General features: G+C 57.5%; 17 protein-coding genes. 8 read left to right on the top strand and 9 right to left on the bottom strand.

The window, feature by feature from the left end:
• Window positions 1-5: 5 nt before the first annotated feature.
• A complete protein-coding gene (locus ACU4F7_RS13200) occupies window positions 6-575 on the top strand; it encodes a hypothetical protein (protein WP_481637103.1) in 570 nt (189 codons plus the stop codon).
• A gap of 111 nt (window positions 576-686) precedes the next feature.
• Here ACU4F7_RS13200 and ACU4F7_RS13195 read toward each other — a convergent pair whose 3' ends face one another.
• From ACU4F7_RS13195 to ycgZ, 3 genes are all read right to left on the bottom strand, one after another.
• Window positions 687-953, bottom strand: a complete 267-nt coding sequence (locus tag ACU4F7_RS13195; RefSeq protein ID WP_029591771.1) for a biofilm development regulator YmgB/AriR family protein — start codon at window positions 951-953, stop codon at window positions 687-689.
• A gap of 52 nt (window positions 954-1,005) precedes the next feature.
• Window positions 1,006-1,305 (bottom strand): hypothetical protein, encoded by a 300-nt coding sequence (locus ACU4F7_RS13190; protein ID WP_481637102.1) that lies wholly within the window; start codon window positions 1,303-1,305, stop codon window positions 1,006-1,008.
• 166 nt (window positions 1,306-1,471) lie between these two features.
• Entirely contained in the window at window positions 1,472-1,711 is a 240-nt protein-coding gene (ycgZ, locus tag ACU4F7_RS13185; protein ID WP_029591769.1) for a regulatory protein YcgZ, read from the bottom strand.
• A 429-nt stretch (window positions 1,712-2,140) separates the two neighbouring features.
• On the opposite strand from ycgZ, the gene ACU4F7_RS13180 reads away from it, so the two are divergent.
• Together ACU4F7_RS13180 and ACU4F7_RS13175 are read left to right on the top strand one after the other, a co-directional pair.
• Window positions 2,141-3,361, top strand: coding sequence for a diguanylate phosphodiesterase (locus tag ACU4F7_RS13180; RefSeq protein WP_029591768.1), 1,221 nt, complete (start codon window positions 2,141-2,143; stop codon window positions 3,359-3,361).
• A gap of 280 nt (window positions 3,362-3,641) precedes the next feature.
• Complete coding sequence (locus ACU4F7_RS13175) at window positions 3,642-4,373, top strand: MerR family transcriptional regulator (RefSeq protein ID WP_481638733.1); 732 nt, start codon at window positions 3,642-3,644, stop codon at window positions 4,371-4,373.
• A gap of 360 nt (window positions 4,374-4,733) precedes the next feature.
• Here ACU4F7_RS13175 and ACU4F7_RS13170 read toward each other — a convergent pair whose 3' ends face one another.
• Together ACU4F7_RS13170 and ACU4F7_RS13165 are read right to left on the bottom strand one after the other, a co-directional pair.
• Complete coding sequence (locus tag ACU4F7_RS13170) at window positions 4,734-5,492, bottom strand: SDR family NAD(P)-dependent oxidoreductase (RefSeq protein ID WP_481637101.1); 759 nt, start codon at window positions 5,490-5,492, stop codon at window positions 4,734-4,736.
• Window positions 5,493-5,608: 116 nt separating this feature from the next.
• Window positions 5,609-6,505 (bottom strand): LysR family transcriptional regulator, encoded by an 897-nt coding sequence (locus ACU4F7_RS13165; protein WP_481637100.1) that lies wholly within the window; start codon window positions 6,503-6,505, stop codon window positions 5,609-5,611.
• A gap of 133 nt (window positions 6,506-6,638) precedes the next feature.
• Between ACU4F7_RS13165 and ACU4F7_RS13160 the strand changes: the two genes are divergently transcribed.
• Genes ACU4F7_RS13160 through ACU4F7_RS13150 form a run of 3 tightly spaced genes read left to right on the top strand, consistent with a single transcriptional unit; the run spans window position 6,639 to window position 10,317 of the window.
• Entirely contained in the window at window positions 6,639-7,955 is a 1,317-nt protein-coding gene (locus ACU4F7_RS13160) for an MFS transporter (RefSeq protein ID WP_029591764.1), read from the top strand.
• A 13-nt stretch (window positions 7,956-7,968) separates the two neighbouring features.
• Window positions 7,969-9,033, top strand: coding sequence for a tartrate dehydrogenase (locus ACU4F7_RS13155; protein ID WP_035888097.1), 1,065 nt, complete (start codon window positions 7,969-7,971; stop codon window positions 9,031-9,033).
• A 9-nt stretch (window positions 9,034-9,042) separates the two neighbouring features.
• Window positions 9,043-10,317 (top strand): glycerate kinase type-2 family protein, encoded by a 1,275-nt coding sequence (locus tag ACU4F7_RS13150; RefSeq protein ID WP_481637099.1) that lies wholly within the window; start codon window positions 9,043-9,045, stop codon window positions 10,315-10,317.
• A gap of 60 nt (window positions 10,318-10,377) precedes the next feature.
• Here ACU4F7_RS13150 and gap read toward each other — a convergent pair whose 3' ends face one another.
• From gap to ACU4F7_RS13135, 3 genes are all read right to left on the bottom strand, one after another.
• Window positions 10,378-11,388, bottom strand: a complete 1,011-nt coding sequence (gene gap / locus ACU4F7_RS13145; protein ID WP_481637098.1) for a type I glyceraldehyde-3-phosphate dehydrogenase — start codon at window positions 11,386-11,388, stop codon at window positions 10,378-10,380.
• Between the two features lie 78 nt (window positions 11,389-11,466).
• On the bottom strand, window positions 11,467-12,447 hold the full coding sequence (locus ACU4F7_RS13140; protein ID WP_029591762.1) for a GlxA family transcriptional regulator: 981 nt from the start codon (window positions 12,445-12,447) through the stop codon (window positions 11,467-11,469).
• Between the two features lie 52 nt (window positions 12,448-12,499).
• The gene (locus ACU4F7_RS13135) at window positions 12,500-12,889 is read right to left on the bottom strand and encodes a RidA family protein (protein ID WP_024557966.1); all 390 of its coding nucleotides are present in this window, start codon (window positions 12,887-12,889) and stop codon (window positions 12,500-12,502) included.
• A gap of 146 nt (window positions 12,890-13,035) precedes the next feature.
• Between ACU4F7_RS13135 and ACU4F7_RS13130 the strand changes: the two genes are divergently transcribed.
• On the top strand, window positions 13,036-13,632 hold the full coding sequence (locus ACU4F7_RS13130) for a TetR/AcrR family transcriptional regulator (RefSeq protein WP_029591761.1): 597 nt from the start codon (window positions 13,036-13,038) through the stop codon (window positions 13,630-13,632).
• Window positions 13,633-13,671: 39 nt separating this feature from the next.
• Here ACU4F7_RS13130 and ACU4F7_RS13125 read toward each other — a convergent pair whose 3' ends face one another.
• Entirely contained in the window at window positions 13,672-14,028 is a 357-nt protein-coding gene (locus ACU4F7_RS13125; protein WP_481638732.1) for a MerR family transcriptional regulator, read from the bottom strand.
• Window positions 14,029-14,111: 83 nt separating this feature from the next.
• On the opposite strand from ACU4F7_RS13125, the gene ACU4F7_RS13120 reads away from it, so the two are divergent.
• Entirely contained in the window at window positions 14,112-14,999 is an 888-nt protein-coding gene (locus ACU4F7_RS13120) for an alpha/beta fold hydrolase (RefSeq protein WP_481637097.1), read from the top strand.
• Window positions 15,000-15,882 lie beyond the last annotated feature (883 nt).

Below are 15,882 nucleotides of genomic sequence, written 5' to 3'. Positions count from 1 at the left end.
ATCTCATGTCTTTCAATGCCTTTTTTTTAGAAGAGTCTCAATACACCGATAGCCAGTTGCCTGAAAAAGCGATAAACCCATTTGCTGAGCGCGGCGTATTCAGAAAAAGAGTGCTTATCACTCACCATAACGAACCGGCGCTTATATTGCGCATTTTCGTCGGAACCGACGAAGACGGGTTTTTACTGGAGCAGTGTTTCAGCCAGTTATTACTCAACAGCGAAACGCTGGCGATACTCTACGGCCAGCATGTACATCTGTTTAACCTGGCTTCACATGAGGTAAAGAGTCATTTTCTGGATGACTATGTAGGTAACCTTTACCCGGCGCCGGATAGTAGCTCGGCATTCCTGAGCGAGACGTTTCTGGCCACTACCTTTTGCTATACGTTCTTAATAAATATTGATAAAGGCATTATTTGGCGCTCTGCGCAGTGCGCCATTGACGGCGTTATTATCAATGACATCAGGGAGGAGGTGATTTACGGCTCAGGCGAATGGGACCCGCCGGGCGGCTGGCAACCTTTTATGCTGTCGATGGCGACGGGCGAGTTGATTAATGCCGGGAACATGTAGCAATAAGGGCGACCGGATAGGGGCGTTAAAAAAGAAAGTGAAGAACAATAAACCGCAGAAACCGCAATGAACGGCCTGGGTTTATTGTTCTCCACCCGGGAAGCGCGTAAATCAGATATCGTCCATCGTATGGTCGACGACGATTTCCAGCGTTTTGCGGATCACATCGCCTTTTACGACATCGTTGGTCAATTCAATCGCGCTTATCAGGCGCAGGATAATGGCCTTATGGGTAAGCGACTCATCTGCGGCAAGAATTTCGCGGATAACGGCGCCCAGTATTTTTGCTTCTTCTGCCAGCATATCGCCGGCGTTGCGGAAATAGTCCGTCAGCGCCGTATCAGGCAGCTCTGCATAAATTTCTGATTTTTCAAGCATAACCTGGCTCATGTACTCATACCATTATTGATTTATTAATAATTAAATGCTGTCAGTGTTTTTTACTGGCGTCGGATTGCTGGCTATCTCCAAACAGCGAACGCACGTTATCATGGCTCCATTCTTTATTTTCGCGAATGTTTTTACGCTGCCCGGATAACATGGTGTTGCTGATTTCAGCAATTACGCTGGTAATGGCTTTACGTCTTTGGCCGTCTGATTCACTCGCTTCCATCGCGCGAAGCCTTGCAATAAGGGCTTTGAAATTAATCGGGCCCTTTTCTCTAAGCAGAGACAGCACCGCCTCGCCGATAATCTCGTCAGTTAATTGTTCAGTTTCACTTCTGTTCATAAATGCGTCTCTGATTGCCGCGTTTCCTCGCTGGAAAAGCGGATAAAATCAGTTTTCAGGTGGACCAGTCCACTGAAAATTGCCAGCTTTTTCCGAGGCTGACAATATTATCCCCGCCAGGATTGACTTGAATAACCCGAAATCTGTACTGATGACATGTCCGATCTTAACGATCGAACAACAGACCTATAAGCGTATTGTAGTGACTCTCTTCTTGCGCATCGGCGGCGAGTTCGAGTCGGCTAAGCAGCTTAGTGCAAATGGTCTTGCGGTTAAGGGTGCGGCCATCGCGAAGAATTTCCACGACGATTTGCCCTAAAATCTCTTGCTGTGAAGGAAGAGCCGCTTTGTTGAAGTACCGGGCAATGGCATTCGCTGTATCCGGAATGTAACCGTTCTGCTGCATATGTCCTTCCCTCTAAAACAAGTTAACCTGCTAAGTATGTCTAAAAGTATACAAATTCTCGCTAAGTTGTACATCGAAATTGTACAATGAGTTAACTGTTTTTATTTTTATGTTAATAAATCGTTTATTATTCATAAGGTTAACTTTTGCATGTTTTTGTAAAGCTTCCATCCCGACAGGTTTGTAACGCTCAATCTTGTACAGATGTGGCAAATCTGTCGTCAGCAAACACGGGGTTAACAGACAGGCGCGCATCAGAAGAGCGAGCCCCCAGCGGCAGGCCGACCTGAACGCCAGCCATCGCTGGCGCAGCGTTACGGAAATTGTGTGACGAAACGGCACGTTAAGGGGCATGCGCAATCACTACAAGACCTGATGGCAAGCATCTGATAAGGTGGCCTTTCATAAAAATCATTCACTGGGACTATCATGCTCACAACTATCATTTACCGAAGCCATATTTGCGACGATGTTCCGGTTAAAACGCTGGAAGAGATGGTAGCCACAGCAAACCTGAAGAACGGCGAGGCGGGCGTAACGGGCATTCTGCTTTTCAACGGCACGCATTTTTTTCAGCTGCTCGAGGGACCGGAGGAGGGGGTTTTACCGATCTACAACCATATCTGCGAAGATGACCGCCACTATAACGTCGTGGAGTTAATGCGCGACTATGCGCCGTCACGGCGGTTTGGTAAGGCCGGCATGGAACTCTTTGACCTGCGCGAGTACGACAGCGACGAAGTTCTCCAGACCGTGCTTGATAAAGGCACGTCTAAGTATCAGTTAACTTATGACGACCGCGCGCTGCAGTTCTTCCGCACCTTCGTTGAGGCAAGGGAAAAAGAGAACTATTTTGAGATCCCGCCCGGCGACAGCTGGGATTTCATCTCCGATGGCAACGCCGTAAAGCCAGAAAATCTGGTCATCGACAATGCGGCCGACTGTAGCTTCGCTTTTCAACCGATAATCGACCCGCTGGCCCAGGAGGTTGTCTCGCTGGAAGCGCTTATTCGTACGCCTTCAGGCGACGCGCCGCAGGCTTACTTTGAAAGTCTGTCGGGGGATGCCATTTACGAGGCCGATCTCAACAGCAAAAAGGTGGCGTTCGCGATGGCGCGCGCGCTGAACCTCGGCGAGCAGATGCTCTCGGTTAACCTGCTGCCGATGACACTGGTGAAAGTGCCCGGCGCGGTCAGCTTTTTGTTGCAGGAAATCAAGGCCAACGGGCTGGTGCCGGATCAGGTTATCGTTGAATTTACGGAAAGCGAGGTCATTTCCCGCCTTGACGAGTTTACCGATGCGGTGAAGTTACTCAAAGCGGCGGGCATCCAGTTGGCTATCGACCACTTTGGCGCCGGCTTCGCCGGGCTGTCGCTGCTGGCGCAGTTCCAGCCAGACCGCGTTAAGATAAACCGCGCGTTAATAAAGGATGTCCATAAAAGCGGCCCGCGGCAGGCTATTATCCAGGGCATTATCAAAAGCTGCGCCTCACTGGAAATCTCCGTTTGCGCCGTGGGGGTCGAGAAAGCGGAGGAGTGGATGTGGCTTGAGTCGGCGGGCATTTCCCTGTTCCAGGGGCACCTGTTCGCCGGTCCGGAATTTGGCGGCATTCCCGCCGTCGCCTGGCCGGAAAAAAAATCGGGTTTCTAAGCGACTGTTTTTTCGCTTCCTGTCATAAGAACGCATGCTGCTGATGTAAAAAGCGGCAGCCTGCGTGGATGCCCGTTACAATCAGTAATAGAATTATCATTTCCTGGACATCCAAACCTGTACATATTTAAATCAGCACTGCTGTTTTTTATTGTTGTCCCTGCCAGAAACGGCCTGTGAAGCCCCTTTTTCCGTTGTACAAGAAAAAAATATTTGTACAAGATGGTCGGATTGGTTAGGTTGAGACATGGACGTATCAGGTTTGATTATGAGTGAGTCAATGGCCTTTTACAGTATTGGCGAAGTCGCCGAACGATGCGGAATAAATCCAGTCACGCTGCGCGCATGGCAGCGTCGTTATGGATTGTTAAAACCACAGCGTAGCGAAGGCGGACATCGTCAGTTTGATGAGGCCGATATTCAGCGGATCGAAGAGATCAAACGCTGGGTAGAGAGCGGCGTGCCCGTCGGCAAAGTGCGGGCGCTGCTGGAAGAGAACAAGCTGGTGGTCAATGACGACTGGTCATCGCTCCAGGAGGAGATGATGGCGGTGCTGCGCCATGTACGCCCGGCCAGGCTGCGCGCCGCGATTATGGCGCTGGGGCGCGAGCACGCTGCGGATGCGCTTATCGATCATATTTTTGTGCCCGTACGCCAGCGGCTTAGCCTCGATCAAAATACCGCCCGCACCATGTGCAGCATGCTGGACGGCGTGCTGATTGACTATGCCGCCTCTTGTCTGACCGAGGCGCGCAAAAAAACCGGTAAAGAAGCGTTGCTGATTGGCTGGGATTGCGAGGACCGCACCCGACTCTGGCTGGAAGCCTGGCGACTTTCTCAGCAGGGCTGGCACATCGACGTGCTGGCGGAACCGCTGGATGCGCCGCGCCCGGAGCTTTTCCCCGGCCAGCAACTCTTTTTGTGGACCGGCAAAGCGCCCTCCCGCCGGCAGCAAGAGCAGCTTGCGCACTGGCGCGAGCAGGGCTATACGGTCGCCTTTCACGGCACATAGCGGTAACGCAGATGAAAAAAGGATGCCCGGGCATCCTTTTTTATTTCGCAAGGGGAGTCACCGCCGCTTACCGCGCTGTGTGCATCCTTTTTCCCTGGATAAACCCTTCAGCCGCGCGCATGCGCGTTGTTAACCTCTTCATGTGGGAAAGTGCGCTCGACCGTCACGCGGTCTGCCCGCTAGTGCGTTAACGCTCCAGCCCGCGCTCGCCAATAGGCTGTATAGCGTCATCGCCGACGCGTTGCTGATAAACCCGTCTGAAGAGCGCGGAGCGGCGAAACAGCCGGGCGGGGAAACGCGCAGCCGCATCGTTAAGCAGTAAGACGTGCCGGTTTGTTTCCCGGCGCGGGGGGCCGCTTCTCAGCGCGGCGGCAGCGTAATGCCCGTCGTCCGCGCCAGGCTTTCGAGCAACGCGTTCTGAAACGCCTCGTCGCGCGTCGCCGCGTGGGGCGTACGCCGCTTCTGATGATGCCAGTAGCCGCCGCTGGTTTGCGCTTCGCTGTCATCGCTTACCGCCAGCCATTCCTGCGTCAGGTGCCCCAGCCGTAAGTCGCCGGGCGCGTCCGCGCCGCCCATTTTTGTCGGCACCCAGCCCGGGTCGACGGCGTTGCAGAGAACGTCCGGCCAGCGCCGGGCAAGGGCCATCGTAAGCGTTGTGATAAAAAGCTTGCTGTCGGAATAGGAGGCGGATTCGCGTGCGCCCGACCAGTCCACACCCTCAAGGCGCGGCTGGCCGTTCAGATGCATGCCGCTGCTGAGATAAATCAGGCGGGCGGGTTTCGCTATCAGTGAGGTCAACACATAAGGCGCCACGACGTTTACCGGCACCACTGACGCTCCTGAATAAACGCCCGCGTTATGAATCACCACATCCATCTGGCCAAGCTTATTCACCTGCGCGGCGACATCCTGCGTCGCGTTCAGATTGGCGAGATCGCCCACCACCACCTGCGCGCCCTGGTCGATAAGCGGTTTTACCGCCTCAAGGCGTTGCGGGCTGCGTACGTGCGCCACCACCTCATGCCCGTCGGCAAGCAGATTCTCCGCCGCCGCGTACCCCAGACCATCTGCCGAACCGGTAATAAAAATTCGCGACATCATCACCTCTGCGTGAGTCAATAAGTGGGTCCTGGGTAGTATAGATGCACAGTCATAAGCAGACTTTGCAAACCGGGCCTCAGGGGGATATTCCTGCTGGCGGCCCTGAACAGCGTTTTGATTGACGTTGAGCGCCGTCAGCGGTAAAGCTCCCCGTGCCCGACGATAATCTCCAGCATCTTTTCACGAATGTCATCCTGCCGGTCTTTAAGCCAGACCACGGAGAGCGGCAACCCCCGGTTTACCTGCGCGTCCAGCGGCAGAAACTTAACGCCGCTTACGGCGAAACGGCTTATCCAGAGCGGCACAATCGCAAGCCCCATGCCAGCGGCCACGAGATTAATGATGGTCTGCTTTTCGTTAGCGATTTGCGAAATGGTCGCCTCTATTCCCGCCTCATTAAACAGCTTCATGGTCATATCGTAGCTGTGGGGACGGGAGCGACGCTCCGGCACTATCATCGGCATCTCGGCTAATTGCGCGACAGTAATATTTTCTTTTGAGGCGAAAGGGTGGCTTTCAGGAATGGCCAGCACGCTTGGTTCAAAACAGAGAAAGCGCTGGGCAATTAACGGATCCATCCCTTCCGGCGGCCTGACAAAAGCCAGATCCAGCCGCCCGCTGACGATTTTCGGCAGCAAATTAACCGTCTTATCTTCATAGATTTGAATTTCGGTGTCGGGGTATTTCAGGCGGAAAAATTGCAGCAGCGGCGGCAGTAACCCTACCGCCGCGCTGTCGATAGTGCCGATGCGCAACAGGGAGCGGGTGCGCTGCGAATGTTGACGAAATTGCAACATCAGCGCATCGGCATGCGCCAGCAGCTTTCGCGCCTCCTCGCGCAGCAGGACGCCGTTTTCCGTTAGCGCCACGCGGCGGGTCGAACGGGTAAAAAGCCGGGTGCCAAGTGATTCTTCTAAAAGGCGAATATTCCTTCCCAGCGCGGAAGGCAGCATATCGAGGCGTTGCGCCGCCTGGCCAAAATGCAGCGTTTCGGCGACGGCGAGAAAACAGCGCAGCTGGTGCAGCTCCATGATTATCGTCCGGCGGATTATATTAATTTTTTGTATAAACCCATGCGCATGATCGTGCAAGAAATCTCTGCATACTGGGTAAAGCAGCCATCTGCTGCAGACCCTACAAAATAATGACAGAGGATGACCTCACATGACCTGCGAACTCGAAAACCGGGTAATGCGCAAAATAACGTTGCGCATCGTACCCTTCATCATGCTGTTGTATTTCATCGCCTTCCTCGATCGCGTCAATATTGGTTTTGCGGCGCTGACCATGAATGAAGAATTAGGCTTTTCCCCCACCGTCTTCGGCCTGGGGGCGGGCATTTTCTTTCTCGGCTATTTTCTTTTTGAAGTCCCTTCAAACCTGATTCTGCATAAAGTCGGCGCGCGTATCTGGATAGCGCGGGTGATGATTACCTGGGGGTTGGTGTCAGGCGCCATGGCGTTTGTTCAGGGCACCACCAGCTTTTATACGCTGCGCTTTTTGCTTGGCGTGGCGGAGGCGGGCTTTTTCCCCGGCATCATCCTTTACTTAAGCTACTGGTTCCCGATGCAAAAGCGCGCGCAGGTCACGGCCATCTTTATGGCGGCGGCGCCGATCTCCACCGCGCTCGGCTCGCCCATCTCCGCCGCATTACTGGAAATGCACGGTCTGCTTGGCTTCGCGGGCTGGCAATGGATGTTTGTGCTGGAGGCGGTGCCCGCCGTGGTATGCGGCGTGATGGTGCTTTTCTGGCTGACGGATCGCCCGGAAAAAGCGCGCTGGCTGAAAGAGGATGAGCGGGAATGGCTGGTGACCACCCTTGCCGCCGAGCAGTCCCGCAAGCAGGCTACCGCGCAGCACAGCGCCTGGCAGGGGTTGTTCGATAAGCGCGTGCTGGCGCTTTCGCTGGTCTATTTCGGCACGTCCGCCGGGCTTTACACCCTCGGCATCTGGTCGCCGCAGATAATCAAAACGCTGGGTCTCTCTTCGATGACCATCGGGCTGCTCAATGCGGTGCCGGCCGTCGTTGCGGTGGCGGCCATGGTGCTGTGGGCGCGTCACTCCGATAAGCGCAATGAGCGCCCCTGGCACGTTATCGCCGCCTGTTTGCTGGCCGCCGTTGGGCTGCTTTTTGCGGGCGGCGCCGCGACGGTGGTGACGGTCATTCTCGCGCTGACGCTGGTTAACTGCGGCATCAGCGCCTCCAAACCGCCGCTCTGGAGCATGCCGACGCTGTTTCTCTCAGGCTCCGCGGCGGCGGCGGGCATCGCCACCATTAACTCGCTGGGCAACCTCGGCGGCTTTGTTGGCCCGTTCATGATTGGCCTTATCAAAGAGCAGACCGGCAGCTTTACCGGCGGGCTCTGGTTCGTCGCCGGTCTGCTGGTGCTCTCTTCCTTTATCGTCTTCTTGCTGTCGTCCATGGCCCGCAGGCAAACGCCCGCGCCGGACAGCGTCATCACACACCCTAAAACGCATTAATTAAGGAACTCACATGAAAAAGTATGCTATCGCCGCTATCCCTGCCGACGGCATCGGGCCGGAAGTTATCTCTGCAGGCGTTGAGGTTCTGCACGCGCTGGCGAAACGCCAGGGTGACATTGAATTTGACGTACACACCTTCGAATGGGGGTCTGATTACTACAAGGCGCATGGCGTGATGATGCCGGAAGATGGACTCGCGCAGCTTAAGGATTTCGACGCTATCTACTTTGGCGCGGTGGGCGCGCCGGATGTGCCGGACCACATCACCCTCTGGGGGCTGCGCCTGCCCATCTGCCAGGGATTCGACCAGTACGCCAACGTGCGCCCGACCCGCATTCTGCCCGGCATCCAGTCGCCGCTGCGCAAGGCCGTTCCCGGCACGCTGGACTGGGTTATCGTGCGTGAAAACTCCGAAGGGGAATACTCCGGCCACGGCGGGCGGGCGCATAAAGGGCTGCCGGAAGAGGTGGGGACCGAAGTGGCGATTTTTACCCGCACCGGCGTAACCCGCATTATGCGCTACGCCTTTAAGCTTGCGCAGTCGCGCCCGCGCAAACTGCTGACGGTGGTAACCAAGTCCAACGCCCAGCGCCACGGCATGGTGATGTGGGATGAGATAGCCGCGGAAGTCGCGAAGGAGTTCCCGGAGGTAAAATGGGACAAAATGCTGGTGGACGCGATGACGGTGCGCATGACGCTCCACCCGGAGTCGCTGGACACCATTGTCGCCACCAACCTGCATGCCGACATTCTCTCCGACCTCGCCGGCGCGCTGGCGGGTAGCCTGGGCGTGGCGCCGACGGCGAATATCGACCCGGAACGCCGCTTCCCCTCAATGTTTGAACCGATCCACGGCTCCGCGTTCGACATCACCGGCAAAGGGATCGCCAACCCGGTCGCCAGCTTCTGGACGGCGGCGCAGATGCTCGAACACCTGGGCGAGGCGCAGGCGGCGGCGACGCTGATGACGGCGGTAGAGGAGGTCTGCGCGGCGGGCATCATGACGCCGGACGTCGGCGGCAAAGCCACCACCCGGGAAGTCACCGGGGCGGTGGTGAAAGCCATCCTGGGATAAGGAGACGCGATGAACAGGCATCAGGAGAGCGCCCTGCGAGGGGCGCTGCACGAAATCTTTAGCGCTGCGGTGAAAAGCGCGGACCCGCATGCCGTGCTGATAAACCAGCTGCCGCCAAAACCCCGCGGACGCTGCGTGGTGGTCGGCGCCGGGAAGGCGAGCGCGGCGATGGCGGCCGCGCTGGAAAAGGCCTGGCCGGATGTCGCGATGAGCGGCGTGGTGGTCACCCGCTACGGGCACGCCGTGCCTACGGATAAGATCCGCATCGTGGAGGCGGCGCACCCGGTCTCGGACGCCATGAGCGAAGTCGCCTCGCTCCTGATCCTGGAGCAGGTCAAAAACCTGCAGCCGGAGGATTGCGTCATCGCGCTTATCTCCGGCGGCGGCTCGGCGCTGCTGGCGCTGCCGCGCAAAGGGATAACGCTTGCGGATAAACAGGCGGTCAACAAGGCGCTGCTAAAAAGCGGCGCCACCATTGGCGAGATGAATACCGTGCGCAAGCACCTCTCCGATATCAAAGGCGGACGGCTGGCGCAGGCGGCACTGCCAGCTAAAGTGGTGACGTTTATTATCAGCGACGTGCCGGGGGACGATCCGCAGGCTATCGCGTCGGGTCCTACCGTCGCCGACAGCAGCCGCCTGAGCGACGCGCTGGAGATCCTCGCCCGTTACCGGATTACCCTGCCGCCGCACGTCATGGCGGTGCTGCAAACGCCGCGCGAACCGGTTCTGGCCGGGGAGATTACGCCGGACGTGCGGCTTATCGCCACCCCTTCCGGCGCCCTGCACGCCGCGGCGGAGATGGCGCGCCAGCTTGGCTTTACGCCGCTCATCCTGGGGGACGCGCTGGAGGGCGAGAGCGCGCAGCTTGGCGTCATGCTGGCCGGGATCGCCCGCTCGGTGAAGCATCACGGCCACCCGGTGAAACCGCCCGCGGTGCTGCTAAGCGGCGGGGAAACCACAGTGACGATTGGCGCGCAGGCCGCAGGACGGGGCGGGCGCAACACCGAGTTTTTGCTTTCTCTTGCCTGTTCGCTGGCGGGGGAGGAGGGCATCTGGGCGATTGCGGGCGACAGCGACGGCATCGACGGAACGGAAGACGCGGCGGGCGCGATTATCACGCCCGCGACCTTAACGCGGGCGCAGGCAGGCGGGCTGAATGCCCGGGAGAGCCTTGCCGCGCACGACAGCTACTCCTTTTTCGCCGCACTCGACGATCTGGTGAAAACCGGGCCGACGCTCACTAACGTTAACGATATCCGGGCCATTCTGATAACCGGCTGAATGCTGAACCTGAAAAAAAAGCCGCAGCCCTCGGGCCGCGGCTTTGCATTACGTGAACGCTCAGAGTCCGCGCTGCGCCATCAGCCGCGTCAGATCCACCAGCCGGTTTGAGAAACCCCATTCGTTGTCATACCAGGCGAGGATCTTGACCAGGTTGCCGCCAATCACCAGCGTGGAAAGCCCGTCGATGATCGACGAACGCGGGTCGCCCCGGTAGTCGCTGGAAACCAGCGGCTCGTCGCTGTAGCCAAGAATATTTTTTAGCGGGCCCGCTTCTGCGGCCTGGCGGAACGCGGCATTGACCTCCTCAACGGTGACGTCGCGCTTGAGCGTGACCGTCAGGTCGACAATCGACACTACCGGCACCGGCACGCGCAGCGAATAGCCCGTCAGGCGTCCATCCAGCTCGGGGATAACCTTGCCGAGCGCCTTCGCCGCGCCGCTGGAGTAAGGCACAATCGACAACGCCGCCGCGCGTGCGCCGCGCAGATCTTTCTCCGGCTGATCGTGCAGCGCCTGGCTGTTGGTGTAGGCGTGGGTGGTGTTCATCAGGCCGTGTTCGATGCCGAAGCTCTGGTGCAGCACCTGGGCCGCCGGCGCCAGGCCGTTGGTGGTGCAACTGCCGTTGCTGACCACGAAGTGACGCTCGGGGTCGTACTGCCGGTCGTTAACGCCCATCACAATGGTAAGGTCGTCATTTTTGCCCGGCGCGGAGATAATCACCCGCTTCGCGCCGCCGCTGCTGATGTGCACGGCGGCTTTTTCGCGATCGGTAAAGAAGCCGGTCGCTTCAATCACAATCTCGACGCCCGCGTCGCGCCAGGGGATCTGCGCCGGGTCGCGTTCGCTGAAAACGCGCACCGGTCTGCCATCCACGCGCAGCTCGCCTTCGCCTGCTTCCACCGCAACAGGCAGCGTGCCGAGCAAAGAGTCATATTTGAGCAGATGCGCGAGCGTTTTGCTGTCGGTGAGATCGTTAATCGCCACGATCTGAATATCCGCATTGCCCAGCGCCGCGCGCAGAACGTTGCGTCCAATCCTGCCAAAACCGTTAATACCGACCTTAACCATGATTAACTCCTTCTCTGGGATGTCTGGGTTCAGGGTAGGCCGACGCCGTTATGGCGTAAATGACAAAAAAGGATCACTTTACGCCATTTTGCTGCAATGGAAGCGCTGGCGGTACTCGCCGGGGGTGAGATGAAGCTGGCGCTCGAAGAGACGGCGCAGGTTAATGCTGTTGCCAAAGCCGGTAACCGCCGCGATGCGCTCCAGCGTTTCCTGGGTCTGCTCCAGGCGGTGACGGGCGGCGGCGAGCCGCGCTTCCGCCACGTAGCGCGCCGGAGGCGCACCGGTTTCCCGGGTAAAGACGCGAGTAAAGTTACGCGGGCTCATCGCCACCCGTTCGGCCAGTTTCTCCACCGATAAATCTTCTGTGAGGTTGTCCAGAATCCAGTTTTGCAGCTCGCTTATCGGGCCGTTGCTGTTGGCGGGCTTGAGTTGATAACGGGAGAACTGCAACTGGCCGCCGGGGCGGCGCAGGTACATCACCAGGTCCTGCGCCACGTCGCGGGCGAGGGTAAAACCGTAATCCTCTTCCACCAGCGCCAGCGTTAAGTCAAAGCCGGACGTCACGCCGCCGGAGGTCCAGACCGGGCCATCCTGGATATAAAGCGGGCCGCCTTCCACTTTCACCTGCGGAAATTGCTTCTGCAGGGTTTCCAGCAGCCGCCAGTGGGTGGTGGCGCGCCGTCCGTCAAGCAGGCCGGTTTGCGCCAGCAGCAGCGCGCCGCCGCAGACGGAAACCACCCGGCGCGCATGCGGCGCGGCAAGGCGCACCCAGTCCACCACCGCGCCGCCTTCTTCTTCGCTCAGGCCGCGGCCGGTTATCATAATGGTGTCGTAAGCAACGCGCGGGTCAAGCTCCGCCAGGCGGTGATCCGCCAGCAGGTTCAGCCCGGACTGGCCGTGAATAACCTGATGAGGCTGCGTGGTGGCCATGCTAATCCGGTAGCGCGGCTGCGCGCTATTCTCCGCATGATGGCGATTGGCCTGCATCAGGATATCGGCGATACCGGCGGCTTCGAACAGCATGCCGCCGTCGGGAACAATAATCAGAAAGGTTTTCATGGCCTGAAAAGTACGCCGCTTACAGAATAAGTCAAGCGGACAGGCTCGCATTTTACGGGATGCGGGCGATAACCTTAATTTCAAAATCAAACCCGGCGAGCCAGTTCACGCCCACAGCGGTCCAGTTTGGGTAGGGCGCGGCGGGGAACATCTCTTGCTTCACTGCCATGATGGTGTCGAACTGTTTTTCCGGGTCGGTATGAAAGGTGGTGACGTCGATAAGGTCGTCCAAGGTGCAGCCCGCCGCGGCAAGCGTGGCCCGCAGATTATTAAACGCGAGCCTGACCTGCGCGGCGAAATCGGGTTCCGGCGTGCCGTCCGGGCGGCTGCCCACCTGGCCTGATACAAACAGCAAATCGCCGGAGCGGATAGCGGCGGAATAGCCATGCTGCTCATAAAGGGCGTGGCGGTCGGCGGGAAAAATGGGTTCACGTGGGATCATGCTGCACCTCTTGTTGAGCGGAGTTAAACGTCTGGACTGTACGACGGCAGAGCGATTTTCATATACTCTGCGTATGTGAAAATCATTACACATACGGCGCGTATGTCAAATGAAATACGACGCGTATGTGAAAAAGGAGAGAGACGATGGCGGCGAAACGTCGTGCGGAAACGATGGAAGAGAACCGGGGCAAGCTGATTGCCGCAGCGCGCAAGGCGTTCGCGGAAAAAGGCTTTGCCGCCGCCTCAATGGATGAGCTGACTGCAAGCGTCGGGCTGACCCGTGGCGCGCTCTATCCCAATTTTGGCGATAAAAAGGGGCTGCTGGCGGCGGTGGTCGCTCAGGTGGATGAAGAGATTGCGCAGCGAGCCAGAAGCCGGGCGAATGGGCAAAAAGATGACTGGAGCAAGCTGCTGGCGGAAGGCGTCGCTTACATTGAAATGGCGCTTGAGCCGGAGGTGCAGCGCATTGTCCTGCTCGACGGCCCCGCTTTTCTTGGCGACCCTTCGCGCTGGCCGAGCCAGAACGCCTGCCTTGAGGCCACGCGCCAGGCGGTAACCGCGTTGATAGCGCGGGGGATAGTTAAGCCGGTCGACGTGGAGGCGGCGGCGCGCCTGCTCAATGGCGCCGCGTTTAACGCGGCGCTCTGGGTCGCCGCAAGCGAGACGCCGCAAGCGACCCTCGCCAAAGCGACCGAGGCGTTTCAACATCTCGCGAGCGGCCTGCTCGTCAACCCTCGCTAACCAACGCCCCGCTGGCAAAGCCGCGCGGGTCAGCGCGGGCTATTTCTCCACGCCCTGTGAAAGGGTCTTAAGCAGCCGCGTCCGCCGCCGTTCCAGCTCCGCAATTTGCCGCTCAATGGCGGCGAGACGCTGGTACTGTACCGGCTGGGTTTCCGGGCAAAAAGCGGCGCCCTCAATCAGGCGCATGCAGTCCGGAAAGCCACGTATCTCTTCAATGCTGAATCCCATGGCGATCAGCCGCTGAATTTGCCTGACCTGCGTCACCGCCTGCTCGGGAAAATAGCGATAGCCGTTGCAGCCGCGCGTGGCGCTCACCAGCCCGTGCCGATCGTAATGACGGATCGCCCGGACGCTAACGCCCGTCGCCTTCGCAAGCTCGCCGATAGATAACGTAATCTCCGCTCCTTATGGTGCGCTTGACTCTGACATTAGTGTCAGGGTTCAGGATACCCCTGAAGCATAAACCCGAGGAGATCTTTATGACGTTATCTGTTTATCGTCACCTGTTACTTTCTTTATTGCTGATGCTGGTTAGCGTATCGGTTCTGGCGGCGGAAAAGCACTACACCGTAACGGCGCCGGATGGCGTCCGCCTGGCGGTGCAGGAGCACGGCGACCCGCAGGGAAAGCCGATAATTTTTATTCACGGCCTGCTCGGCAGCCGCCTGAACTGGGAGCAACAGCTTAACGACCCGCAGCTCCAGCGCTTTCGTCTTATCACCTATGATCTGCGCGGCCATGGGCTTTCGGATAAACCGGATCAGGAAGCGGCCTACCGGGACGGTAAACGGTGGGGGGAGGACCTGGCGGCAGTGATCGACGCCAGCCGCGCCCGCAAACCGCTGCTGGTAGGCTGGTCGTTGGGCGGCGCGGTCATCACGAATTATCTTGCCCTGCATGGCGATGCCGAAATACGCGGCGCGCTTTATGTCGATGGGGTAGTGGCGTTAACGCCCGCGCTAATCCCTTCGCACCCGGAAGTCTATCGGGATATGACCGCCGGGGATTTAAAAACCCACCTGGATGGCGAACGCGCTTTTCTGCGTCTGTGCTTCTGGCGCCAGCCGGATGCGGCAACGTTTGAGCGCCTGCTGGCGAACGCCGCGTTAGCCGCCTGGCCGATGCAGCGGGCGGTGCCCTCCCTGAGCGTGCCGCTGGAGCAGGGACTGAAACAGGTTCGCGTGCCGCTGCTGTTTATTTATGGCGAGCACGATGCGCTGGTGCGCCCACAAGCCTCGCTTGAGCGGGCGGCGAGCGTCAATCCGCGCATTCAGTCGCGCCTTTATGCGCATTCCGGGCACGCGCCGTTTCTCGAAGAGCCCGCGCGGTTCAACCGGGATCTGGCTCGCTTTGCTGGCAGTCTGTAAGTAAAGCGCTCAGGCCCGCAGGCGTAAACCAAATATAAACCTGCGCTTTGCGCCGGCAGGCGATCACGCGTAAGCCCCGCCTCGTTAGTTTAGTGGGGCTTAAATACAAATAAGCAGAAAAAGCGGCTTGTCGTTTTTATAGACAGGTATTTACAGCGGTATGGTTTGCGTTTTTATCAGGGGAGGTTTGCCGGACTCACGGCTAACGCTGAAAACAGCCGCGTCGCGACTGGTCTCTGGAAGAGAGGGCTGATGCCATTAAGAATATATTTTCTCTTCCAGCGTCTCGTATATCGGCAGCGAGATTTAATGAAGTTTAGCCCGGCTAAAATTATTCATTGAGAAAATACACAAGCAATGAGGGCTTTTTTCTGCGCCTTTATAAGTAACCGGGCGTTATTTTTTCCGGCGATATTATTGCTCAATGCCGTTCGGTTTACGTTTTCGCGCCATAGCGCCGTCAATGACACCTTTTGAAACATACTTTTAAAATGCAATTATTCAATCTTATAAATATATTCTTAAGGGTTTTAAAGCCCTTTAGCTACTAATTATGGTAGTGGTCATCATAATGACAATCCGTTAGGGCGTTAAATTACCATTTCATTAAAAGCTATATATATCAATGAGTTGATCTATTAACGGGTTCGCTTAATAAAACAGGTGTGCAATGTTGTGGCGCTTTAAAAAAATGAATCTAAGATTAGTCCTATAATGCTTTAGCCCGCGTTAAAAACAGCCGAACGAAAAGGGTAAATATTGAATTGAAGAAAAGGTGCTGTAGAATTCTTTCCGGTTTGTCAAAAAATGTCAGGTTACGGCTGGGCCTTATTCGCAAGGCTCGTGCGGTAGCTATGCTCTTTGCACAGGAAAGCGGAATTAA

The organism is Franconibacter pulveris (assembly GCF_056780215.1).
This window is presented reverse-complemented; position numbering and strand designations above follow the sequence as displayed.